Genomic DNA, 23879 nt, shown 5'->3' with positions numbered 1-23879 from the left:
GCGATGGCGCCGCACCGTCCATGCTCTATTTCGTTTTCCCCGCCTCCTTCACCGCTTCATCCGGCAAGGCAAACGCCACCAGGCTATCGCCCATCTTGGTGCCCAGCGAACCGTGGCCGCCAGCCATGACGACGACATATTGCTTGCCCGTCTTGTCGGAGACATAGCTCATCGGCGTAGCCTGGCCGCCGGCCGGCAAGCGGGCTTTCCAGACGGTTTTGCCATTGCGCACGTCGTAACCGCGGATGTAGTAGTCGAGCGTGCTGCTGAGGAAGGCCACGCCGCCGCCCGTGGTGCTCATGCCGCCCAGGCTGGGCACGCCCAGCGGCAAGGCGATGGGCACGGGCGCGCTGTCGCGCGTGGTGCCGTTCTTGTGCATCCACACTTTTTTCATGGTGCGCAGGTCGACGGCGGCGATATAGCCCCACGGCGGCGCCTGGCATGGGAAGCCCAGTGGCGACAGGAAGGGCTTGATTTCCACGGCAAACGGCACGCCCGTCTGCGGCTGCAAGCCCATTTCCGTGCCCGTGCCGCCTTTCGCGTTGGCTTGCGCGCGCGGCACCAGGCGCTCCAGGAATCCCATGTAGTCGGGATTGACCAACAGCAACTGACGCACGGGATCGACGGCCGCCCCGCCCCACTCGAAGATGCCCAGCGGACCCGGCGAGATGATGGCGCCCTTGATCTTGCCTTCGGCCACCGTCTGCGGCGTGAACGGCCCTTCATAGCGGTGCTGGCGGAAGATGATGCGGCACGCCAGCTGGTCGAACGGCGTCGTGCCCCACATATCCGTTTCGCTGATGTTTTTCTCGGGCAGGAAAGTGAGGGCCGAGAATGGCTGCGTGGGCGACAGCTTGTCACCAGGGGCCGCGTTGGCGGTCGGCACGGGTTTTTCCGGCGCCGGCACGACCAGGCTACCGTCGCGGCGGTCGATCACATAGATGTCGCCCCGCTTGGTTGTGGCGACCACGGACGGGACCTTGCCTTTCGGCGTGTCGATGTCGACCAGGGTGGGCTGGCCGCCGATATCCATGTCCCAGATATCGTGGTGCACGGTCTGGTAGACCCAGCGCACCTTGCCGGTGGCAAGATCGAGCGCGACGATGGCGCTATTGTATTTCTCTCCGTTTGGATTGCGGTTGCCGCCCCAGGTATCCGGCGTTTCATTACCCATCGGGATATACACCATGCCCAGTTTTTCATCCACGCTGGACACGCCCCAGGAATTGGGCGAATTGTTCGTGTAAGTTTTGCCCTCGGCAATCGGCGCCGTGTCGTCCGGATTCGAAGCATCCCAGTTCCACATCAGCTTGCCGGTAACGGGATCGTAACCACGGATCACGCCCGACGGCTCTTCCGTGGAAAAGTTGTCCGTCACGCTGGCGGCCATCACCACCACGTTTTGCGCCACGGCCGGCGGCGACGTCGGCATCAAAAAGCCCCGCTTCTTCATGCCCATGCCGTGGTACAGGCCAATCACCCCGTTTTCGCCAAAGCTTTTGCACGCTACTCCCGTATCGGCATTGACGGCAATCAGGGTCGCATCCATGGTGGGAGCGAAGATGCGGCGCGGGCATTCCATGCCTGCCGCCTCGGGCGCCGGATCATCCTTGGCACGGCCAGCGTTGACATCCCAGTAGGAGACGCCGCGGCAGATCATGTGCTGATAGCTGGATGCGTCGCGGTTGATCTTCGGATCGTGGCGCCAGATTTCCTTGCCCGTGTCGGGGTCCAGCGCGATGACGATGTTATGCGGCGTGCACAGATACAGCATGCCGTTCACTTTCAGGGGCGTGACTTCATTGGCGATCTCGCCCGGGTCGTTCGGCCCCTTGAAGTCGCCAGTGTTGTACACCCACGCCTGTTTCAGCTGCGCGGCGTTGGCCGGCGTGATCTGCGCGGCCGGCGCGTAGCGATCGCCATAGCCGGAGCGGCCATACGCAGCCCAGTCGTTGGGCGCCACACCAGGCGCAAAATCGCCTTGCGGCGCGGCGGCCATGTTCTCGGCCGGCACTTCGCCGTGCAAGGTGGTGTAATCCTGGAACAGCGAGAACACCCCCACGGCCGCCGTCAGCAGCACCGCGGCGGCCAGGGCGCTCTTGCCGGCGTCGCGCGGTTTCGCCCCGGCCGTCAATGGCGGATCGAGGCGGCGGTCGATGAAGGGCAGCAGCAGCCAGACGGCAGCGGCAAACCAAATATCGAGGCGGGGCAGCAATTGCCACCAGTCGAACTTCACTTCGATCACGGACCAGATCAGGGTGGCGAACAAAAGCAGCGCGAGACACAGCTGTGCGCTGCGCCGCCCTCGCCATACCAGCGCACCGGCGACAAGCATGCCGATGCCGGCCACGACGTAATACCAGGAGCCGCCCAGGCTGACGAGCCAGGCGCCGCCGCCGGCAAGCGCCAGGCCCAGCAAGATGAAGATGACTGCGGTGAGGATAAGCAAGGGTCCAGGCCGGGCAGAGGCAGTCATGATGCTCCTTTACAAGAGTCGGTCGGCGGCACGCGCCTGCGCACCGTATTTGATGGCAATCAAGGAGTTCCATTTTTTCACTATTTTGCCAAGCGTGGCACACGCCAGAAAGCGATATCCGCGCGGTGTTGCTTTTCATCACAATCCGTCCCCGCCAGCAGCCCCTTCATCTTGTGATTTCAAAAAAACACAAAATAAATCAAATAAATCACAAATTTCTCGAATAAATCAAATTTTTCCCGTAAAATGAAAAATATGAACTTTTGCAACCGATTTTCCCGATTTTCAACCTTCACGTGGAGCGGCACCCATCATGACAATCGCAAAACGCCTGTATGCATTAATACTCTCCGTCGTCCTCGGACTCGCCGCGCTGACGGGCTTCAGCATCTATGAAATGGACCGCGTCTACACAGCGGCCAGCTATGCCACGGTCAACACCGTTCCCAGCCTGCTGACCTTGAACCAGGCTTTCGTGCCCTTTACACAGATGCGCACGGCCGTCTGGCAACATATGGCCAGCAAGGATGCCGCCGCGCGCGCCAAGCTGGAAGCGAGCATCAATGAAGCGCGCGCGGCAGTCAGCCAGGCGCTCGACAAATATGAAAAAGAGGATATTTCCGACGAGCAAGACAAAGCGCTGCTGGCCACGGACCGTGCCGTATTGCTGCGCTACGATGGCGTGCGCGACAAGGTACTGGCGCTGTCGAAGGCGGGTGAGCTCGACGCGGCACGCGACTTGCTGATGCAGAACCAGCCCATCATTAAGGAACTGGTCGACGCCCTCGCCGCCCACCACCACTACAACGAAAGCCTGGCCACCAAGGGCGCCGCCGACGGCGCCGCTGCCGCTGCCAGTGCGCGCTGGATTTCCATAGTCCTGGCCCTGGCCGTGACGGTGCTGGTGGCCGGCATGGGCTTGATGCTGGCACGGCGCATCGCCTCCTCGCTGGCCAGCGCCGTCGGTGTTGCCCGCACCATTGCAGGCGGCGATCTCAGCGTGCAGATCAGCGCCGCCTCGAACGACGAGGTAGGTCAGTTGATGACCGCCATGGCCGACATGAGCGAGAGCCTGGTGCGCATCGTCTCCGAAGTGCGCTCCGGCACGGAGACCATCAACACGGCCTCGGGCGAGATCGCGGCAGGCAACCTGGACCTGTCGGCACGCACGGAACAGCAGGCCGGCTCGCTGGAAGAAACCGCCTCGGCCATGGAAGAACTGACGGCTACTGTGCGGCAAAACTCGGACAACGCCCGCCAGGCCAAGCAAATGGCCGTCAGCGCCTCGGACAAGGCGGTGCGGGGCGGCGAGGTGATGGGCGACGTCATCCGCACCATGGAAGCGATCGACAGCTCGTCCAACAAGATCGCCGACATCATCAGCGTCATCGACGGCATCGCCTTCCAGACCAACATCCTGGCCCTGAATGCGGCCGTGGAAGCGGCCCGGGCGGGGGAACAAGGACGCGGCTTTGCCGTCGTGGCCACCGAAGTGCGCAACCTGGCGCACCGTTCGGCGGCGGCGGCCAAGGAAATCAAGGCACTCATCAGCGATTCCGTGGAGCAGGTGGAACAAGGTGGCAAGCTGGTCCAGCAAGCCGGCGCGGCCATGACGGAAGTGGTCGACACGGTACGCAGCGTCACCGACATCGTCAGCGAGATCTCGGCCGCCAGCGCCGAGCAAAGCACGGGCATCGACGAAATCAACCGCGCCATCACGCAGATGGACGAAGTCACGCAGCAGAATGCAGCCCTGGTCGAAGAAGCAGCGGCGGCATCGCAATCGCTGCAGGAGCAGGCAGGCAACCTGGCCAACCTGGTCGGCGCCTTCAAGCTGGCGCATGGTCAAGCCAACGCGGTGCAACAAAGCACGCCGGTGCGCCCAGCCCCAGCCGCCAAGCCGCCTGCAGCGCGCAAGGTGGCGCGGCTCAAGCTGGTCGCGCAGCGCGACCCCGGCCATGCCCGCAGCACGACCAGTACCAGTGCCGGCGGCGACTGGGAAGAATTCTGACCCAGCCAGCACGCAGCTACATCAGCATCGATCATCCTGGAGCATCGCCATGACATCCGTTTCCAACCATTCTTACTGCATGCAGGCCTTGCCATGAACGCCTTCCTCGCCGCCCAACCATTCCTTCGCTGCGACGACGTCTCGCTGATGCGGCCGGCGCTGGCCCTGGCAGGCCTGATGCTGCTGCTGGCCGCCCTGCTCTGGCGCCGCCTCCGCTGGCGCCAGGCCGGCTGTGCACCTGCCGCCAACGCGACAGCTGTCGATCTGCATCAGTTGCTACAAATGCGCAAGGCCAACCAGCCGGCCAAGGCGGCAGACACGGCACCGCCGCCAGAGCCAGAGGCACTGGACAGGCCGCCGTTCGAGCTGGCCCGCCTGGACGCCATGTTCGGCCACGACCGGCGCCTGCAGGGTGAAATTCTGGCCCTCTTCGTGGCCGAGACGCGCGACCGCCTGGCCGGCATCGCCCATGCGCTGCGCTGCGAACGCCCCGCCCCGGCACGCGTACTGGCGCAGGAAATTCTCGACAGCAGCCAGGCCATGGGCCTGCTTCCCTTGCAGGCACTGGCGCGCAAGGCCGTGCATGCTGGCTTTTCCAACGACATCGGCGCGCTGCGCCACCTGCACGCGGACCTGCTGATGGCGCTCGATGCCCTGTCTCAAGCGGTCACCGCCCTGCAAACGGGCGCGGTACTGGCCGATGATCGCGACGGCGTAGAGAGCCGGCCATGAGCGCGCACATCGACCTGGCGCGCCTGCTCGGCGGCGCCATCCTGCCCTCGCCCGCCTGGCGGCGCCACTGGCTGGCGACGCTATGCCAGCAGCAGGTACCGTTCGATGAAATGGCAGAACAACTGGGCTGCGATCCGGCCCTGACCGGCAAGATCATCGGCCTGGCGAATGGGGCCGAGCCACCGGGCGGGCACAAGCATGCGGCAGTCGACGCCGCGATGCTGGAAGCCATCGGCCTGCCCGCCCTGCGACAGGCGTTCGCCATCCCGGCCCTGCCAGCGGCCACGTGTGCGCACTTCGACGAACAGCGTTACTGGTCGCATTCGCAGGCCATGGCCTGCGCTGCCCGCGTGGCGGGCGATGCGCTGAAATTGGCGCCGCCCAAAGAGCTGTACACTTGCGGCTTGCTGGCCAATACCGGCCAACTGGCCCTGGCTGTGCTGCATCCGCAAGCGTATGATCAACTGCTGGACCAGCACGGGAGCACTGCCAGGGCGCTGCTGCTGCGCGAGGAATCGCGGCGTTTCGGCCACCATCAACTGGCGCTATCAGCTAGCCTCATGCGGGGCTGGGGCATGCCGGACATCCTGTGCGACGCCGTGCGCTGCCATGCCGCGCCACCCGGTTTCGGGCAGGCCGGACGCATGACAGACCTGGCCTGGCTGCTGAAACTGGCCAGCAGTTTCGCCGACCTGATACTGCGCAATGGCCAGGGACCGCGGGGGCCGGCCACGGCCGCAGCGCAAGTACTGGGGCTGGATGTGGACCACATGGAAACCCTGCTGCGCCACAGCAACGCGGAGTGGAGCGAATGGCGCGAGATCCTCGAACCGCACGCCCATATTGCCCTTTGCCGCACGCGCATCAGAATCGGGCCCGCCGCGCGGCAGGTTTTTAGTGAATTCATCTAATTTGTTGAAATTGATTTTTTGAGCGTGATTGCGTATCATTCCATTCATCCTCATCCTCGACCATAAAGTCCATCATGCACACTGCAGACGTATGCACTACCCAAAAGGCCGCCGAAATCCTCGGCATTTCGGTCACATCGGTGCAGCAATTGGTCGAGGCCGGCGTTATCGAAGCCTGGAAGACCAAGGGCGGCCACCGCCGCATTCCCCTCGCGGCCGTCGAGGCCTACAAGGGCAACCCGGGCCAGCAAGGCCAGGATCAGCGCACGGCACGCGCCAGCCGCCCCGCACCATCGGGCCGCCCGCCGTCCATCCTGGTGATCGAAGACAATCCGATCGAACGTGCGCTGTATGAAAAGCAGATCGGTTCATGGGGCTTGCAGGCAAGCCTGCGCTTTTGCGAGAACGGCTACCAGGCGTTGATGGAAATCGCCCGCGACCAGCCCGACATCCTGCTGGCCGACATCGTCATGGAAGGCATCGATGGCTACGAGGTCATCCGTACCATCCTGGCCGACCCGCTGCTGGCGGACATGCATATCGCCATGCTGTCGAGCCTGACGCCGGAGGAACTGGAAGAACGCGGTGGCGTGCCGCCCGGCGTGGTGTTCTTTGCCAAACCCGTCAATTACGACGAGCTGCGTGGCTATCTGCGCGCCTGCTGCGCCGGCCATGCGCGGCGCAACAGCCTGGCCGCCTAGCCCGCCACCGTTTTTCCCTCGCCACGGAGCCGCCATGCAAGCCTATCGCCACATCGATCCAGCCGTGCTGTTCCAGGCCACCGGCCATGACCTGGAGATGTTCCGCGCCCTGTCCCAGACCTACCTCGACACTTCACCGGCCATGTTCGCGCGCGTGGAACAGGCCGTACGGGGCGGTGCGGCGCAAGCCATCGTGCATAGCTGCCATACCTTGCGCGGCACCGTGGCCCTGCTGGGCGCCAGCGCGCTGGTAGCGCGCCTGGCGGAACTGGAACAGCTGGTGCGCCACCAGGGCGTGGCGGCAGCCGGCTGGCTGGCGGAAACGGCAGCACTGGTCGGCGCAGTGGAGCAGGAGGTGCGCCGCAGCATGCGCGAGTACACGGGCGCGCAGGCATGAACCCACGCCAGGCCGTCTTGCGCCTGGCGCACCGCTATCGCCCGCGCAGCACGGCAGCCGTAGTGGGCCTGGTGCTGGTGTGCCTGCTGGCGCTGCGCATCGTCGTTTCCGGCGTACTGCTGCACCGCGAAGCTGTCGATGACTGGAAGCAGGATCTGTCCAACCTGTCGCTGCTGCTGGCGGAAAACACGGCGCAAAGCATGACGGCGGCCCGCCTGGTGCTCGACGGCGTCAGCAGCGACATCCAGGCCGCCGCCCCCGCAGACGCGCACGCGCTGGCGGCCGCCGTCGGCACCCCGGCCATGCACCAGATGCTGCTGCACAAGATCGGCGGCGTACCGCAAGTGGACGTCGTATCCATCGTCGGCAGCGATGCCAGCGTACTGGCCTTCAGCCGCGCGTATCCCGCGCCGCCCATCCGCCTCGACGAGCGCGATTACTTCGAATATCACCGGCGCCACCCGGACGGCGGCATGCATGTCAGCGCACCCGTGCAAAACAAGGGCAATGGCGCCTGGACCTTCTATATCAGCCGGCGCATCAGCAGCCCCGACGGCCGCTTCCTGGGCGTGGTGCTGGTGGGCCTGTCGTGCGATTTCTTCAGCAAGTTCTTCCAGAACGCCAGCATCGGCGAGCACACGGCCTTTTCCCTGTATCGCAGCGACTACACGCTGCTGGCGCGATGGCCAGCCGTACCCGCGATGATGGGCAAGCGCAACCTGACGGGCAGCACCTACCGCCTGCTGGAACAGGGCAAGACCGATGGCGTGCTGCAGGTGGACTCGCCGCGCACGGCCGAGCAGGGGCGCACGGTCGACCGCCTGGCCGGCGTACGGCTGGTGCGCGACTATCCGCTGGCCATCAACGTGACCATTAGCGACGACGTCTACCTGGCGGCCTGGCGGCGCATGCTGCGCACCATGGGCGGCGCCGCGGTCATCAGCCTGCTCGTGCTGGCCCTGGCCATTGCGCTGATCATGGCCCTGCTGCGGCGCCAGGAACGCGACGCGGCCATGGCGCTGGCACTGCAGGCGCGCGCGGACGCGGCGAATGCGGCCAAGTCGCGCTTCCTGGCCATCATGAGCCACGAGATCCGCACGCCGATGGCCGGTATCGCCGGCATGGGCGAACTGCTGCGGGAAACCGAACTCGACGCCTCGCAGCAGCAATATGCGCACCGCATCGGCGATGGCGTGCAGCACCTGATGCGCATCCTGAATGACATCCTCGACCTGTCCAAGGTGGAAGCAGGCCAGATGAGCATCGAACTGCGCGACTTCGACCCGCGCCTGCTGCTTGATGACGTGCTGGCGCTGCACCGCCCGCAAGCCGACAGGAAGAAGCTGCAACTTGCCAGCGAAATCGGCAACAGCGTGCCGCAGCTGGTGTGCTCGGACCGCACGCGCATCGCGCAAATCCTCGGCAACCTGCTCAGCAACGCCATCAAGTTTACGCCCTCCGGCAGCGTGACCGTGCGCCTGCACCTGGAACCGGCCACGCCGGACGGCGCCGGCCCCTGCCTCGTCGCCAGCGTCAACGACCAGGGCATCGGCATGACCGGGCAGCAGCTGAGCCGCATCTTCGAGCCGTTTTGCCAGGCCGACGACAGCATCAGCGGCGCCTATGGCGGCACGGGACTGGGTCTGAGCATCTGCAAGCACCTGGTGGCGTTGCTGGGCGGCGAAATTTTCTGCAGCAGCGAGCCCGGCGCCGGCTCCCGCTTCACCGTGCGCATTCCCTGCCAGGTGGCCCAGACAACGGCCGCTTCCATGCCGGAGCCGGGTCCTGCGCCACTACCCGCAGCCACACCCGCATCGGCATCCGTGCCGGTCGCACGCATCCTGCTGGTCGAGGATACGGCGCTGAACCGCCAACTGGTATGCCTGCAGCTGGCCGGCCGCGGCTACAGCATCGACACTGCGGAGAACGGCGCACTGGGCCTGGAAGCGCTGGCTGAACAGCAGTACGACCTGGTCCTGATGGATTGCATGATGCCCGTCATGGATGGCTACCAGGCTTGCCAGGCCTTGCGCGCCCGCGAAACGGCCAGCGGCGCGGCACGCCTGCCCGTCATCGCCCTGACGGCCGGCGTTACCGAGGACGACCGGCAGCGCTGCATGGCGGCCGGCATGGACGACTATCTCTCCAAACCCTTTACCGCCGCCCAGTTGCGCGCGACGGTGGAGCACTGGCTGACGCGCCAGGCGGCAATGCGCTAGCCCCGCGGGCCTGCGCTGAAAACAACACCTCCTCATAAAAATCGTTTTATTTGATGAAATCAATTATATTCGCTATAATTGACAAATCAACGCGCCGGTGACGCCGGGTACCCAGGCGAACGGCAGACCTTGCGGAGGCAGCATGCGGGAGTACAGATACTGGAAAGCCATGGCCTGGGAGCGCTGCGATACGCGCAGCCTACTGTCGCTCTTCATGGCGGTCCTGCTGGCAGGGTTGTGGAGCATCACCTTGCTGCAATTGCAGCGCGCGCACGATACCGCCATCACCGATGCCGGACGCGATGCGCGCAGCATGGCGCGCGTCTTCGACGAACACGCGATCCGCACGATCGAGGCGGCGGACCAGGCGGTCACCTACCTGCGCAGCCGCTACCAGGCGTTGGGCAAGCAACTCGACATCGTGGCGGACCTGCAGCAAGGCCTCAATCCCGGCCCCCTGTACAACCTGTTTACCATCGTCGACGAACGTGGCGACACAGTACTGTCGAGCCGCCCCTTCAAACCGACCAACCTGGCCGACCGCGAACACATCCGGGTACACATGCAAGGCGACAGCAGCGAACTGTATATCAGCAAGCCGGTGCTGGGCCGCGTGTCGAAAAAATGGTCGATCCAGATGACGCGCCGCATCAACCATGCCGACGGCCACTTCAAGGGCGTGGTGGTGGTCTCGATGGACCCGTATTACTTTACGCGCCTGTATGACGAAGTCGACCTGGGCGCGAACAGTTCCATCACGCTCGTCGGCAGCGACGGCGTGGTGCGCGCGCGCCGGGTCGGCGCCGACAACACCATCGGCCAGGATGTCAGCGGCAGCAAGGTATTTGGCTTGATGCAAGGTAACACGCGGGGCAGCTTCACCGAGCGCAGTCCCGTCGACGGCACCCTGCGCATTTACGCCTTCGAAAAACTGGCCAACTACCCGCTCTACATGCTGGTCGGACTGGACCACGACACGGTGCTGGCAGACTATGTGTCGCGCCGCAACCAGGCCTTGCTGATGGCCGCAGTCACGAGCGCGCTGATCGTGCTTTCCTGGGCTGCGCTGGTGCTGCTGATCGGCCGCCTCGTCGGCAGCCGCGCCAGGGCCATCGCCGCCAGTGAGGCCAAGTCGCGCTTCCTGTCGAACATGTCGCATGAATTGCGCACGCCCCTCAATGCCATCCTGGGTTTCTCCGAGCTGCTGCTGGAGCAGCTGCACGAGCCGGAACAGGCCGCCTACGCGCAAACGATACAGAACAGCGGCCGCCAGTTGCTTGGCATGGTCGAGGCCGCGATGGAACTGAGCGCGCTCGAAAACGACCAGGTGCGGCTGGAGTCTGGCGCCGTGCCGCTGGACCAGCTGCTGGCGCTGGCGCTGGCGCCGCACCGGCAGCGCGCGGCGCACAAGGGCCTGCTGCTGGCCTCGCACGTCGCGCCCGCAACGCCGCTCAGCATCGATTGCGACCGGGTCCGCCTGGTGCGCGTGCTCGATATACTGCTCGACAATGCCATCCGCTACACGTCCGCTGGGCGGGTCGATGTCCACGTCATGCGCAATGGCGCGGACCTGCAACTCGAGGTGCGCGATACGGGCATCGGCATTGCGCAGGCGCAGCAAGCCACCATTTTCGACAAATTCTCGCAGGCGGACGACTCGCCGAGCCGCGCCCATGGTGGCGCCGGCATGGGGCTGGCCATCGCGCGCCAGCTCGCCACCTTGATGGGCGGCAGCATCGGCGTGGCATCCGCGCCGGGCCACGGCGCCGCCTTCCGCCTGCGGCTGCCGCTCGGCGGCACGGCCGGCGCGATGGCGGCTGGCGGCAAATTGACCACACTATCGCATGCGTAGTCGTACGCAAACGTTGTCCTCCGTGCATATCGGGTATAGCATCGTCCCATGACCTACCACACAGATGCGGCGGCGGTACGCAGACGATGGATCGAATGGCTTTTCTTACTCCTCGGGCTGCTCCTCGTGGCGGCTGCCCTTGCCTACGCGCATCTGGCCGAAGCGGCGCGGCACGACGCGGCCGAGCGTGAACGGCTCAGCGTGCTGACGGCACTGCTGGCAAAAAATATTGAAGTCGACCTGGCAGCGACCAACCTGGTGCTCGACGGCGTGATCCGCGACTATCTTGCCGCCGGCGCTACGGACTCCGCGCAAGCCCTGCCCCGGCGCCTGGCCGCAGTGGTCGACGCCATGCCGGGCGTGCGCACCATGCTGGTCATCGATGCGAAGGGCAAGCCTATCGCCACCAATATCCCGGAACTGGCCGACCAGGATTTTTCGCGCCGCGGCTACTACCAGACGGCGCGCGACGCCCCTGATGCGCGCATGCTGTACATCTCGGCCCCCTTCCTGTCTTTCAAGCGCGACCTGGTCATCACGGCGTCGCGCATGGTGCAGGACAAGCAGGGCCGCTTTGCCGGCGTGGTGGTGGCTACCCTCGATCCCGAATACTTCACGGCCAAGTTCCGCACCGCCATGTATGCCCCCGATGTCTGGGCCGTGCTGCTGCATGGCGACGGCCGGCAATTCCTGAACTATCCTGCCAGGACTGCTGATGGCGGCAATATGGATGTCCCCGGCAGCTTCCTGCGGCGCTTCCGCGACAGCGGCTATGAGGCTGGCGTGCTGAGCGGCGTCGAGATCGCCGGCGCCAGCGTGGCGGCACCCCGCATCATGGCCATGGCGACCATCGCGCCTCCCGCGCTGCACATGGACCGCGCCATCATCATTGGTCTGAGCCGCGACGAAGCGGCCATCGCCGCCCCATTGCGGCGGCAGGCGCTGGCCTACACCCTCTGTTTTGCCGTGCTGGCGCTGGCCGCGGCCAGCCTGCTGTTCTGGAGCCAGCGGCGGCGCCGGCAGCAGGCGGCCTGGCATGCGAAACAGCAAGCGGAGCGCCAGGCCATGCAAGCCATATCCGACAGCGAAACGCGCTTTCGCACGCTGATCGAAGATGCGCCCGTGGCCATCGCCATCCTGCGCCACGGACGCTTCATCTACTCGAATCCCCGCTACCGCAGGCTGCATGGCTACTCGTTTGAAGACGATTTGAACGGCCTGCCCTGGTCCGCCATGATTTCCGCACAATCGCAGGCGGCACTGGCTACCAACGAGGCGTTGATCGAGGCGGACTCGCCCAGCGAACAGGTATTCGAAGCCATCGGCCTGGGCAAGCAGGGCCTTTCCGTGCCCGTGTTCAAGACCACCACGCGCGTGATGCTCAAGGATGGACCGGCCACCTTGATCTTTGCGCAGGATATTTCCGCGCAAAAGCAGGCCGAAGAGGCCATGCTGCTGGCGCGCGATGCGGCCGAAGCGGCCAACCGCAGCAAGGCGGAATTCCTCGCCAACATGAGCCATGAAATCCGCTCGCCGCTGAACGCCATCCTCGGCATGGCATGGCTGCTGGAACGTGGCAGGCTCGACGGGGAAGGACTCGAGATGACGCGCAAGATCCGCGCCGCCGGCCAATCCTTGCTGGGCATCATCAACGACGTGCTCGACGTGTCGAAAATCGAGGCAGGCCACATGACCATCGAACAAGCGCCGTTCCGCCTGGCCGAGGTGATCGAGAAGATCGCCGCCAGCATGGACGTTGCCGCGCATGACAAACCCATCGCCGTGCGCATCGGGCCGCTGCCCGATGGCGTGGACCAGGTGCTGGGCGACGCGCTGCGGCTGGAACAGGTGCTGGTCAACCTGACCAGCAATGCCATCAAGTTCACGCCGCAAGGCACGGTCGCGCTGTTGACCACACTGGAGCGCCGCGACGGCGACGCCGCCGTACTGCGTTTCAGCGTGCGCGACACGGGCATCGGCGTCGCCCCCGAGGTGCAGGAGACGATCTTTTCCGCCTTCGCCCAGGCAGACACATCCACCACGCGCCGCTTCGGCGGCACGGGCCTGGGCCTGACCATCTGCCGCCAGCTGGTCAGCCTGATGGGCGGCTCGCTGCGCCTGGAAAGCGGCCTGGGCCAGGGCAGCGACTTCAGTTTCACGGTGCCGCTGCAACTACTGCCCGCCGGCGCCCTGTCCTCGCCGGACATGAAAGCCCTGCATGCCTTGCTGGCCGATGCCAATGCCGACACGCGCGATGCCGTTGCCGCCGTGGCGCGCGGCCTGGGCTGGAGCGTGCATGCCGTGTCCGGCGGGCGGGCGGCCCTCGACTATGCGCTCGCCTGCGCCGAGGGCGCGCGGCCCGGCGTCGTCCTGCTGGCCGCGCGCATGCCCGAGCTGGACGGCGAAGCCACGGCGCGCGCGCTGCGCGAACACCTGCCACCGCAGGACTGCCCCGTCATCATCCTGGCGGCCAGCGACGTGCCAGCCACGCGGCCGGCGCGGCGCCATAGTGACCCGGCCGATCCTGCCGACGCCGTCCTCAACGAGCCGGTGACGGCTTCCAGCCTGTACAACGCGACGATGGAAGCGCGCCAGCAGCGCGCCCGGGCGGCCGGCGTGGATGCCAGCCCGGGTACGCTGGAAGGACGCGTGCTTGCCGGCGTGCGGGTGCTGGTGGTCGACGACAGCGAAATCAACCGCGATGTGGTCAACCATATCCTGTGCGACCAGGGGGCAGTGCCATCGTTCGCTTGCGATGGCAGGCAGGCGCTGGACTGGCTGCAGGCCCACCCCGCCGACGTCGACATCGTGCTGATGGATGTGCAGATGCCCGTCATGGATGGATTGCAGGCGACGCGCGCGTTGCGCCAGCTACCGCAGTTTCAAGACTTGCCCGTGGTGGCGCTGACGGCCGGGGCGTTCCAGGCACAGCGCACGGCGGCACTCGAAGCGGGCGTGAATCATTTCATCAGCAAACCATTCGACGTGCCGCAGACCATCGCCCTGATCGCGCGCGCGCATCGCCGCCATGCGCAAGGTCTGCCAGCCCTGGCCCCGGTCGTGGCCGAAGCGACGATGCCCGTGCCGCCATGCGGCGCGGCATCCGTGATCGACCTGGCGCAAGGCATGGCGCAGTGGCTCGATGAGGCGCCCTACCGCCAGCATCTGTCGCGCTTTGGCCGCAACTACCGCAACGCGGTGGGCGCCATGCGCGAACTGTTGGCGGCCAACGCGCGCGACGATGCCGCCGCGCTCGCGCACAAGCTGGCGGGCGAGGCTGGCAGCCTGGCCCTGCCCGCCACCCTGCAGGCTGCACAGCAAGCAGAGCAGTTGCTGCATGCCGGCGACGATGCGTCGGCCGCGCTCGATACACTGGAACAGGCCCTGGCGCGCGCCATCGATGCCGTCGCTGCCTTCACGGCGCAAACACCGCCACCCAGCCAGCCAGCCAGCCGTGGGGGCAGGAGTGGTGCAATGAACCTGGCAAGCTGTGCCTGCAATGACCAGGGTCAGCGCCATAAACTTAACCTGCCAGCGCATACCAATGGTAAACTTGCCAATATGAAAATTCGGGGGACGCTATGATCTGGTGCAGGGATGTGCTACTGAGAGCCTTGATGCTGGGCCTGCTGCTATTCGTCGTGGGCGAATCGCTGTCCTACTGGACGCCGGAAATCAGGAAACTGATGGCCTGGCGCCCTTTCTGACAGCCGCCTACCCTTCTCGCCCGTCCACCCTGGCACGCCACAGATAGGGCGCATACACGCACACATACGCGCCAAAGGCCAGCGACCAGCACGTGCCGGCAGCCAGCAGCAGTGGCATGGCCAGTGCTGCTGGACCGACGGCGGCCAGCAGGCGTGCCAGCGCGCCCAGTTGGATCAGCCAGTACATCGCCGCTTCTGCCCGGCCGCCCGTCAAAGGGCGGCCCGTGTGGCCCAGCGTGGTGCGCGTCATCATGCCGATGATCAATCCCGCCATCGAGCCCACCGTCAGCGCGTGAAATACGGCGCTGGCCGGCAGCAGCCCCAGGCTGGCCAGCGCCAGCAGCGCAAAGCCCACGCCTATCCACGCATACGACAGGTGCAAAATCCACAGCAAGGGCACGCGCACGGTGCGATGCGGCTGCCAGGCCAGCAGATTGGCCAGCGACACGCCGCTTGCCGCCAGGGCTAGCGGCGCCGTCAGCCAGGCTGGCGCGCCGGCCAGCCACGCGCTGGCCGCCGCCGCCATGCAGGCCACGGCCGCCAGCGCACGCTTCGGGCTGGCCACGGGCGTACTGCCAGGCGCGCCATTGCGGGTAAACATGGGAATGACGCGCGCGCCGATCACCGATTCGATCAGCACGATAAGGAAGATGGCCGCCTGCACGGGTAGGAATACGGATAGCGTCAGCCACCCCAGCACGGCCGCGTGGAACAGGCCATTGGCCAACGCCAGCAAGGCCAGCAGCCCCACCAGAAACAGATTGCGCGTATTGCCCGAGCGGCGCAGCACCTGATACAGGGGCCAGGCGGCCAGCGGCAGGAACAGCCAATCGACCAGCGCCGCCAACAGCCCGGGCCCGCACAGCATGGCGATGCGCCCCGCCAACCACAGGCCAAGCAGCGCCATCAGCTGGGCACCATGCGGCGTGGGCAAGCCCGTCCAGTTGCGGCCCGCCGTGTACAAAAAGCCCACGACGACGGCCAGCGCGAAGCCGAACACCATTTCATGCATGTGCCAGCCCAGGCCCACTTGCAGGCTGCCCGTCAACAAGCCGGCATAGCTGGCCAGCCACAGCGGAATACTGAGGGCCGCAAACACGGCCGCCAGCAGATAGAACGGTCGAAAACCCAGCTGCCAGACGGCATGGCGGGCATGCCAGGGCGCGGCGCCGGCTGTCGTGGAGGATGGGGTAGGTTCGCTGATCGGGGTGATGGCCATGATGGACTCGTTTTTAAAGATATATTCAATATACTACTTTAAAAGCACAAAGACGGCTATCGGCAAAAAGAACTAGCGAAATAGATGGAAGTGGGCATGGGGTCCGACCCGGCGGGTCAGCCCCCATTTACCGGGCTACTTGCCCTGGCGGTGCTCAACCGCATACACGGCCGCCTGCACCCTGCTGGTGAGATTGAGTTTTTTCAGCACGTTCTGCACGTGGATCTTGACCGTGCTTTCGGCCAGGTCGAGGGTGCGCGCGATGCCCTTGTTGCTCTCGCCGCGTGACAGGCAGTCGATGATTTCCTTTTCGCGCGGCGTGAGCTTGTCGAGTTCCGACACAGGTTCCTCGCGCCGCGTGCCCGCCTGGAGCTGCGCCACCAGTTTGCCCGTCATGGCTTCGGCGATGACGACTTCGCCGGCGGCCGCGCGGCGGATGGCGCGCACCAGGTAGTCGGCGTCGATATTCTTGATCAGATAACCGCAGGCGCCCGCGCGCAGGGCTGTCGCCAGGTCCTCGGCATCTTCGGACACGGTCAGCATGACGATGGCCGTGTCGGGACAGTCATGCTGCATCAGCTGCAGCGCTTCGACGCCCGACATGCCGGCCATGTTCAGGTCCAGCAGGACCACGTCGGGCTGCAGCTGGATGGCGCGCTTGATGCCTTCCACGCCATCGGCCGCCTCGCCCACCACGGAAAATTCGGTATGCCGCTGCAGCAACGAGCGTATGCCGCTGCGGAACAGCGCGTGGTCGTCCACCAGCATGACGGTGATCGGTTTATCGGGAATCTCCATTTTTTTGTACTTTCAGATAGTGGCTTAGGCGGCGCGGCGCTGCTCGCGCGACAGATGCAGTTCGACGGTCGTACCGCCACCGGGACAGGCGTGCACGTCGAACGTCGCTTCGATGCGCTGCGCGCGCTCGCGCATGATATGGATGCCGACATGGCTGTCGCCCTTTTCCAGCAAGGCGCAAGCATCGAAGCCGACGCCATTGTCGCTGATCGTCAGCGTAAAGTCCTGGTGATCAGCGAGGCGCACCTCGACATGGCTGGCCTGGGCGTGCTTGCGGATGTTCGACAGCGCTTCCTGCACGATGAATAGTAACTGCAATTGCTGTTCCCGGGGGAATGGCGCGCCGTCGACATCGGCCAGCAGCTCGGCCTCGATGCCCGTCTGGCGGCGGAATTTATCGATTGCCGCGCGCAGGGAGCCGATCAGATCATCCTCCATCAGGCGGCTGCGGAAGTTGGCCAGCAGTTCGCGCACGTCTTCATAGCTTTCCTTCACGCCCGCATGCAGGGCCGGCACGATGCCCGCCACTTCATCGAAGCGCGCATTGCGCACGGAATCGTCGAGCATCTGCACTTGCAGGTTGAGGAAATTGAGGCTTTGCGCGATGCTGTCGTGCAGGCCCTGCGCTACCAGGTTGCGCTCTTCGGAAATGGCCATCTCGCGCTCGCGCGCGGCCAGGCGCATGTTTTCCAGGGCGATACCCAGCAGCTGGCCCAGGGTTTCCAGCAAAGCCAGCTCGCGCGCGGAAAACACGCGCGCATGGCGGAAATGCAGGTTGAAGAAGCCCAGGTGCTGTTCGTGCGCGTGGAGTTGAAAGACGGAGACGGTGGCAAAGCCCTCGCGGTGGCAGCGCAGCTCGTGTGCCTTGTCGATACGGCGCATGTCGTGCACCTTCGCCACCTTCATCTCGACGGCCGTGCCGCACAGGCAGTCGCCCACCTTCAGGCAATGCTCGGACGCCACCAGTTCCTCGGACAGGCCGTGGTGCACCACCATGTGCAGGTTGCCCCGCTCCGCATCGAGCACGCGCACGGTGGAGCCGTCCGCCTCGAAATAATCGACGATGCGCTGCATGAAGCCCCCGCAAAGATCTTCCAGGGGCTGGGGGCGCTGCAGGAAAGCGGAGCTTTCGTACAGCAGGGCCAATTCGCGGTTGCGGTACTCCAGGGTAGCTGTCTTGCTGCGCACGCCCTCTTCCAGGTTGCCGTAGAGGGCCTGCAGACGGTCGGCCATCTGATTGAAGCCACTGGCCAGCTGGCCGAATTCGTCATTGCTTTCGACGGCCAGGCGCACGCTGAAATCGCGTTCCTTCATGCGTTGCATGCCCAGGCGCAGCCGCGTCACAGGCTCGATGATAAGCATGAACATCAGGTAAATCATGCTGACCGTGCCGATGACGGCCATGCCCACCAGGATCAGCTGCGAGGCGCGCAGCCAGAAGGTACGCTGTTCACTATCATGCTCGATCAGGCGCACCAGCTGGTCGACCTGGCCGACAAAGGTATCGGCGTCGTGCTCGAACTGGCGCGCGCGCGCGGCGGAAGCGGCAGCCAGGGCGGCCGGGCGCAAGGCGCCGCGCCAGGCGGCGCTGATGCGCTCGAATTCCGACTTGATGGCCGTGCTGGGGGGGAGGAACAAGGGGCGCTGCGGGTCGCCGTGGCCGATCTTGGCCAGGGTCTCGTCGATCAGCAGCACTTGCTGGCGTGCCTGCTCATCGGCGTCGCTGGCAAGCAGCAGGGTCAGGCGGTAAGTCTGCATGCGCAATCGGCCCGTCTCGTTGATGGCGGCCGAGCTGCCTTCGAGCTGCCACGACAGGAACAGGGTACAGCCGATGGCACTCAAGGCCAGCACCAGCATGAGCAGCAGCGCGCCGACGATCTTGGTCGACAGCTTCTGCCAGGAGGAAAACATCGCCTTGATTTTCATACTACCCCTAATAAATGCCTGTTTGTGGCCCTTATGCAGTCAAGTCAGCGACATCACTCCACCCACAGGCCAAGATCCGGGGTCAGACCCGGCGGGTCTGACCCCAGCAGTGACACCTCCACTCAGCCGCCCGTCTGCGCCATGAAGCGCACGATCTTGTCCGGCTGCGTATTGAAATCATGCTGCTGCGGCTTCAGTTCGATGGCGGCGCGGATTGCCGCTTCGATCTCCGCATCCGTGGCCCCGCCACGCAGCATGGGGCCAAAGGCGAATTTTTCTTCCTGGCCCAGGCACAGATACAGGGTACCATCGACGGACAGGCGCACGCGGTTGCAGCTGGCGCAGAAATGCTGCGACATGGGCGTGATGAAGCCGATGCTCGAGCGTCCATCGGGTGTCGCCATGTAACGCGCCGGCCCGCCACCGAGTTCCATCGCCTGCGGCACCAGGCCAAAGCGGGACGCCAGGTGCTCGCGCACGGGCCCCAGGGGCATGTAGCTGGCATTGCGGCCCGTACTGCCCATGGGCATGGCTTCGATCAGGCGCAGGATGAACTGCTGCTCGATGCAGAAGGCCGCCATGGCTTCGATCTGGCCGTCATTAATGCCGCGCATGGCCACCATATTGATCTTGATCGGGTCGAAACCGGCCGCCTTGCCCGCCATCAGGCCGTCCAAAATAGGCTGCAGGCTGTCACGTCCCGTGATCTGCTGCATGCAGGCGCGGTCCAAAGAGTCCAGGCTGACATTGATGCGGTCCACGCCCGCCGCGCGCAGTGCCTTGGCATGCTTGCCCAATTGGGTAGCGTTCGTCGACAGCGACAAATCCTGCAAACCGGGCAGCGCGGAAAGCTTCTGCGCCAGTTCGGGCAGGTCGCGCCGCAACAGCGGCTCGCCGCCCGTCAGGCGCACGCGGCGCGTGCCGAGGCGAACAAAAATACCCAGCAAGCGCTCGATCTCATCGAACGTCAGCCAGTCCTTCGGCTCTTCGAAGCCGCGAAAGCCCTTGGGCATGCAATAACTGCAACGCAAATCGCAGCGGTCGGTAACGGACAGCCGCACATAATCGATCGAACGGCCAAAACGGTCCTGCAACTTGACGCTACCCATGACGCTACTCCTGTTTCTTCCTTGATTGTAAAGGCTGGGGCACGATCTGACTGTGCCCCATAAGGCCTAGCGGCCTACGCCTTCCGGCCTAGGCATTTCAGCCTACTGAACCAGCGGGCTGGCGGTGCCTTCGACGCTTGCACCTTCCAGTTCAATGCCCGAGATCTCGGCGCGCGCCACCAGCATGTGCAGATACTGGTGCACGGCGCGCTGCCACGCGGCGCGCGACAGGCGGTCGGCGATCTGTGCCTGCACCGCCTCGTAGGCGATAGCCTGGCCTTCGACCCGGCGCTGCACCTGCACGATGTGGTAGCCGAAGCGCGTTTCCAGCAAGTGCCCGGCCAGCGCACCCGCCTCCAGGCGGAACAGCAGCGCGTCGAATTCCGGCACGCTCTGCCCCGGTGAGAGCTGGCCCAGGTTGCCCCCCAGCGCGCCTGACGGGCAGTTCGAATACTGCGCTGCCAGTTCGGCGAAGCGTTCCGGTGCCTGTTTCAGGGCATCGAGCACGGCTTGTGCCGTCGCGCGCAGCAGCTCCAGTGGCGCTTCCGGCGTCACCTGGAACAGGATGTGGCGCGCCTCGACCAGCGCGCCGCTGCGGAACAGCTGCGGACGCTGCGCATAAAAGGTGCGGCAAGCCGCATCGTCGGCGGGTGGTACGCGCACTTCCTGCTCAAACAGCGCCTCGATGCGGTCGTCGATACTGTCGCCCGACACATCGAGGCGCTCGGCCTCGTCTTGCAGCATCCGGCGCAGCACCAGTTCATGCACAGCCTGTTTCAGCGGATTGCCGGCACGGTCGTGATGCGGCAGTTCCTGCGCGATGTCGGCATCGTCGATATCGATGCCATTGACGGAGATTCCCATGACTGACTCCTTTCTTAGCGGCGGCGCACCAGTTGATAGGCGCGGCCCAAATAGGCAACTGCGCCAAAGCCGCTCCACACGTGCACCAGACGGGTGAACGGGAAGATGACGAACAGTGACATGCCCATGAACAGATGCAGCTTGAAGACCAGCGGCGCGTCAAAGATGAAGCTGGCCGCGTCGCCGCGGAAGGTGACGATGTGCTGCGCCCAATTCATCAGCAAGACCATCATGTGGCCATCCATGTGCGAAGCCGAGACAAAGATCGACGACAAGCCCAGCAGCAAGGTCAGCAAAATCCACACCATCACCAGCTTGTCGCCGGCCGTGGTGACGGCGCGCAGCCGGTCATTGGAAAAGCGGCGCACCAGCAGGATCAGCAGGCCGGCAAGGCACAGTCCGCCCATGATGCCGCCTGCCGCCATGGCCACGCCCTGCTTCAGGCTGTGCGTGATGCCTAGGGTATCCCACACCCAGACGGGGGTAAGCAAGCCGGCCGCATGGCCGAACAGCAGGCCGATGATGCCGATGTGGAACAGGATATTGCCCAGGCGCAAGCTGCCACGGTGCAGCAGCTGGCTGGAGTCGGACTTCCACGTGTATTGCTCGCGGTCGAAACGGATCAGGCTGCCAAGGAAAAAGATGGCCAGCGCGATGTATGGATAGATGCCATACACAAATTGATGCAGATAATTATTCATGATGTACTCTCCTCATGCGGGCGCGCTTCAAGCTGCGCGCCGCGGCTGCGGGTGAAAATGCACGGGATGGACGCCGCCTGCGACCTGGCCCTGACCTGGGCGCAGCAATGGCTCGACGCCATCCGCACCAGGACCGAAGGTTTCCAGCGCTTCATCCATGTCGCGGATGGGCGGTTCGGCCAGCATTTCGGCTGCCACGGGGCTCAGTCGTTCGAGCACCGTGAAGACGGGCGCATATGGACTGCCGTTGGCCGTCAGCTTGCGGCCGATATGCGCCAGTACGTGGACGGCGTCGCCCAGCAGCGGCGCCGATGCCGCCGCGTCGAGCTGCGCCAGGAATTCCAGGAACAAGGGCACGAAGTCGGGCAGATCGTCCCCCGTCATCTGCAAGCCATGGCGCTTGTATTCCTCCATCAGGTCAACCATGGCCTGGCCCCGGTCGCGCGATTCGCCGTGGATATGCTCGAACAGGTGCAACGAGTGCGATGGATTGCGGTCAAACGTGGCCACGTACTGCTGCTGCAGGTCGATCAGGCTGCTGCTTTCCAGGTGCGACAGCAAGGGCCGCAGCAAGGCGTGCTGTTCCGGCATGGCGGCCAGCGCCGCGTCCAGCTGCGGCAGGTGCGAGATCAGCTCGGGCTCGGGATACAGCAGCAGGCGCGAGAGGATTTGATAGTGATTCATAGCGTGTGTCATATCGATTCCTTAAGCGCCTGGCGCCGTTTTGCGCGACTTCGGCATCTGCATGAAGATGGCCGAACCATGTTTTTTCTTGCCGAACAAGGTCGGTTCGCTGCTGCCGTCCGAGCAGCCATTGCCGAAGCTGAAGCCACACGAACCCTTCTCGTTGAAGCTGTCTTCCGCCATTTCCTTGTGGCTGCTGGGAATGACGAAGCGGTCTTCGTAATTGGCGATGGCCATGATGTGGTACATGTCCTCCACCTGCGCCTTGGTCAGGCCCACCTGTTTCAATACCGTCAGGTTCTCCACCTTCTCGACGGTTTTGCTGCGCATGTAGGCGCGCATGGCCAGCATGCGGTCCAGCGCCGAGATGATGGGCGGCTGGTCGCCCGCCGTCAGCAAATTGGCCAGGTATTGCACGGGAATGCGCAGGCTTTGCGTGTCCGGCAACACGCCATTCACGCCCAGCTTGCCCGATTCGGCAGCCGCCTGGATCGGCGAAAGGGGCGGCACGTACCACACCATCGGCAAGGTACGGTACTCGGGATGCAGCGGGAACGCCACTTTCCACTCGACGGCCATCTTGTAGACGGGCGACTTGACGGCCGCTTCCAGCCACAGGTCGGGAATGCCCTGGCGGCGCGCCTCGGCGATGATGGCCGGGTCGTGCGGATCGAGGAACAGGTCCAGCTGCGCCTGGTACAAGTCCTGCTCCTGCGGCACGGAGGCGGCAGCTTCGATCTTGTCGGCGTCGTACAGCAGCACGCCCAGGTAGCGGATGCGGCCCACGCACGTTTCCGAGCACACGGTAGGCTGGCCTGCCTCGATGCGGGGGAAGCAGAAGGTGCACTTCTCCGCCTTGCCTGACGACCAATTGTAGTAAATCTTCTTGTACGGACAACCGGAGATGCACATGCGCCAGCCGCGGCACTTGTCCTGGTCGATCAGCACGATGCCGTCGTCTTCGCGCTTGTACACGGAGCCGGACGGGCAGGACGCCACGCAGGTCGGGTTGAGACAATGCTCGCACAGGCGCGGCAGATACATCATGAAGGTGTTTTCGAAGGTGCCGTACATCTCCTTCTGCATATTGTCGAACAGCTTGTCCTTGCTGCGCTGGGCAAATTCACCACCCAGGTCATCTTCCCAATTCGGACCCCACTCGATTTTTTCCATCTTTTTCCCCGTCAGCACGGAGATCGGACGGGCCGTCGGCGGCGTCTGCGACAGCGGTGCGCTTTGCAGGTGCTCGTAGTCGTAGGTGAACGGCTCGTAGTACTCGTCGATGGCCGGCAGGTTCGGGTTGGCGAAGATATTCGCCAGGATCTTCAGACGGCTGCCCTGCCGCGGCTCGATCTTGCCCGCGTCCGTGCGGCGCCAGCCGCCATTCCACTTGTCCTGGTTTTCCCACTGCTTCGGATAGCCGATGCCGGGCTTGGTTTCAACGTTGTTGAACCATGCGTACTCGACGCCGTCGCGGCTGGTCCATACGTTCTTGCAGGTGACGGAACAGGTGTGGCAGCCGATGCACTTGTCCAGGTTCAGCACCATGCCGATTTGCGCTCTGATTTTCAT

The 23879-nt window shown here is 64.7% G+C and carries 18 protein-coding genes; 9 read left to right on the top strand and 9 right to left on the bottom strand.

The genetic code is table 11. The annotated features are described in order from the left end of the window. Window positions 1-25: 25 nt before the first annotated feature. Window positions 26-2476, bottom strand: coding sequence for a membrane-bound PQQ-dependent dehydrogenase, glucose/quinate/shikimate family (locus tag CLU92_RS05765; RefSeq protein ID WP_101481113.1), 2451 nt, complete (start codon window positions 2474-2476; stop codon window positions 26-28). Between CLU92_RS05765 and CLU92_RS27410 the strand changes: the two genes are divergently transcribed. From CLU92_RS27410 to CLU92_RS05725, 9 genes are all read left to right on the top strand, one after another. Next, complete coding sequence (locus tag CLU92_RS27410) at window positions 2475-2726, top strand: hypothetical protein (RefSeq protein ID WP_143452548.1); 252 nt, start codon at window positions 2475-2477, stop codon at window positions 2724-2726. The genes CLU92_RS05765 and CLU92_RS27410 overlap by 2 nt on opposite strands. Before the next feature lie 63 nt (window positions 2727-2789). Beyond that, window positions 2790-4487 carry a methyl-accepting chemotaxis protein gene (locus CLU92_RS05760; RefSeq protein ID WP_101481112.1) on the top strand — a complete coding sequence of 566 codons (1698 nt, stop codon included), beginning with the start codon at window positions 2790-2792 and terminating at the stop codon, window positions 4485-4487. Window positions 4488-4580: 93 nt separating this feature from the next. Beyond that, window positions 4581-5219, top strand: coding sequence for a hypothetical protein (locus tag CLU92_RS05755; RefSeq protein ID WP_101481111.1), 639 nt, complete (start codon window positions 4581-4583; stop codon window positions 5217-5219). Further along, complete coding sequence (locus CLU92_RS05750; protein WP_101481110.1) at window positions 5216-6130, top strand: HDOD domain-containing protein; 915 nt, start codon at window positions 5216-5218, stop codon at window positions 6128-6130. The genes CLU92_RS05755 and CLU92_RS05750 overlap by 4 nt, the downstream gene beginning before the upstream one ends. 74 nt (window positions 6131-6204) lie before the next feature. Beyond that, window positions 6205-6831, top strand: coding sequence for a response regulator (locus CLU92_RS05745; RefSeq protein ID WP_101481109.1), 627 nt, complete (start codon window positions 6205-6207; stop codon window positions 6829-6831). 34 nt (window positions 6832-6865) lie between these two features. After that, complete coding sequence (locus tag CLU92_RS05740) at window positions 6866-7228, top strand: Hpt domain-containing protein (RefSeq protein WP_180338443.1); 363 nt, start codon at window positions 6866-6868, stop codon at window positions 7226-7228. Next, entirely contained in the window at window positions 7225-9447 is a 2223-nt protein-coding gene (locus tag CLU92_RS05735; RefSeq protein WP_101481107.1) for a hybrid sensor histidine kinase/response regulator, read from the top strand. The genes CLU92_RS05740 and CLU92_RS05735 overlap by 4 nt, the downstream gene beginning before the upstream one ends. A gap of 142 nt (window positions 9448-9589) precedes the next feature. Beyond that, complete coding sequence (locus CLU92_RS05730) at window positions 9590-11299, top strand: ATP-binding protein (RefSeq protein ID WP_257560990.1); 1710 nt, start codon at window positions 9590-9592, stop codon at window positions 11297-11299. Window positions 11300-11425: 126 nt separating this feature from the next. Beyond that, entirely contained in the window at window positions 11426-14884 is a 3459-nt protein-coding gene (locus tag CLU92_RS05725) for a response regulator (protein ID WP_180338442.1), read from the top strand. A gap of 129 nt (window positions 14885-15013) precedes the next feature. On the opposite strand, the gene CLU92_RS05720 is transcribed toward CLU92_RS05725, so the two are convergent. The 8 genes from CLU92_RS05720 to narH form a co-directional block, all read right to left on the bottom strand. Beyond that, a complete protein-coding gene (locus CLU92_RS05720) occupies window positions 15014-16225 on the bottom strand; it encodes an NnrS family protein (protein ID WP_101481104.1) in 1212 nt (403 codons plus the stop codon). 135 nt (window positions 16226-16360) lie between these two features. Further along, window positions 16361-17023: a response regulator gene (locus tag CLU92_RS05715; protein ID WP_180338441.1), complete on the bottom strand. Its 663-nt coding sequence runs from the start codon at window positions 17021-17023 to the stop codon at window positions 16361-16363. 24 nt (window positions 17024-17047) lie between these two features. Beyond that, window positions 17048-18949 carry a type IV pili methyl-accepting chemotaxis transducer N-terminal domain-containing protein gene (locus CLU92_RS05710; RefSeq protein ID WP_101481103.1) on the bottom strand — a complete coding sequence of 634 codons (1902 nt, stop codon included), beginning with the start codon at window positions 18947-18949 and terminating at the stop codon, window positions 17048-17050. A 122-nt stretch (window positions 18950-19071) separates the two neighbouring features. After that, entirely contained in the window at window positions 19072-20058 is a 987-nt protein-coding gene (gene moaA, locus CLU92_RS05705; RefSeq protein ID WP_101481102.1) for a GTP 3',8-cyclase MoaA, read from the bottom strand. Window positions 20059-20160: 102 nt separating this feature from the next. Beyond that, window positions 20161-20922, bottom strand: a complete 762-nt coding sequence (locus CLU92_RS05700; protein WP_101481101.1) for a peptidylprolyl isomerase — start codon at window positions 20920-20922, stop codon at window positions 20161-20163. 14 nt (window positions 20923-20936) lie between these two features. Continuing rightward, window positions 20937-21623, bottom strand: a complete 687-nt coding sequence (gene narI, locus CLU92_RS05695) for a respiratory nitrate reductase subunit gamma (protein WP_101481100.1) — start codon at window positions 21621-21623, stop codon at window positions 20937-20939. Window positions 21624-21650: 27 nt separating this feature from the next. Continuing rightward, the gene (narJ, locus tag CLU92_RS05690) at window positions 21651-22307 is read right to left on the bottom strand and encodes a nitrate reductase molybdenum cofactor assembly chaperone (protein ID WP_101481099.1); all 657 of its coding nucleotides are present in this window, start codon (window positions 22305-22307) and stop codon (window positions 21651-21653) included. A 21-nt stretch (window positions 22308-22328) separates the two neighbouring features. Further along, the gene (narH, locus tag CLU92_RS05685) at window positions 22329-23879 is read right to left on the bottom strand and encodes a nitrate reductase subunit beta (RefSeq protein WP_101481098.1); all 1551 of its coding nucleotides are present in this window, start codon (window positions 23877-23879) and stop codon (window positions 22329-22331) included.

The organism is Janthinobacterium sp. 61 (assembly GCF_002846335.1).
Lineage (GTDB): Bacteria > Pseudomonadota > Gammaproteobacteria > Burkholderiales > Burkholderiaceae_D > Janthinobacterium.
Note: the sequence above shows the minus strand (reverse complement) of the source record. Positions and strands in the feature narration are given on the sequence as shown.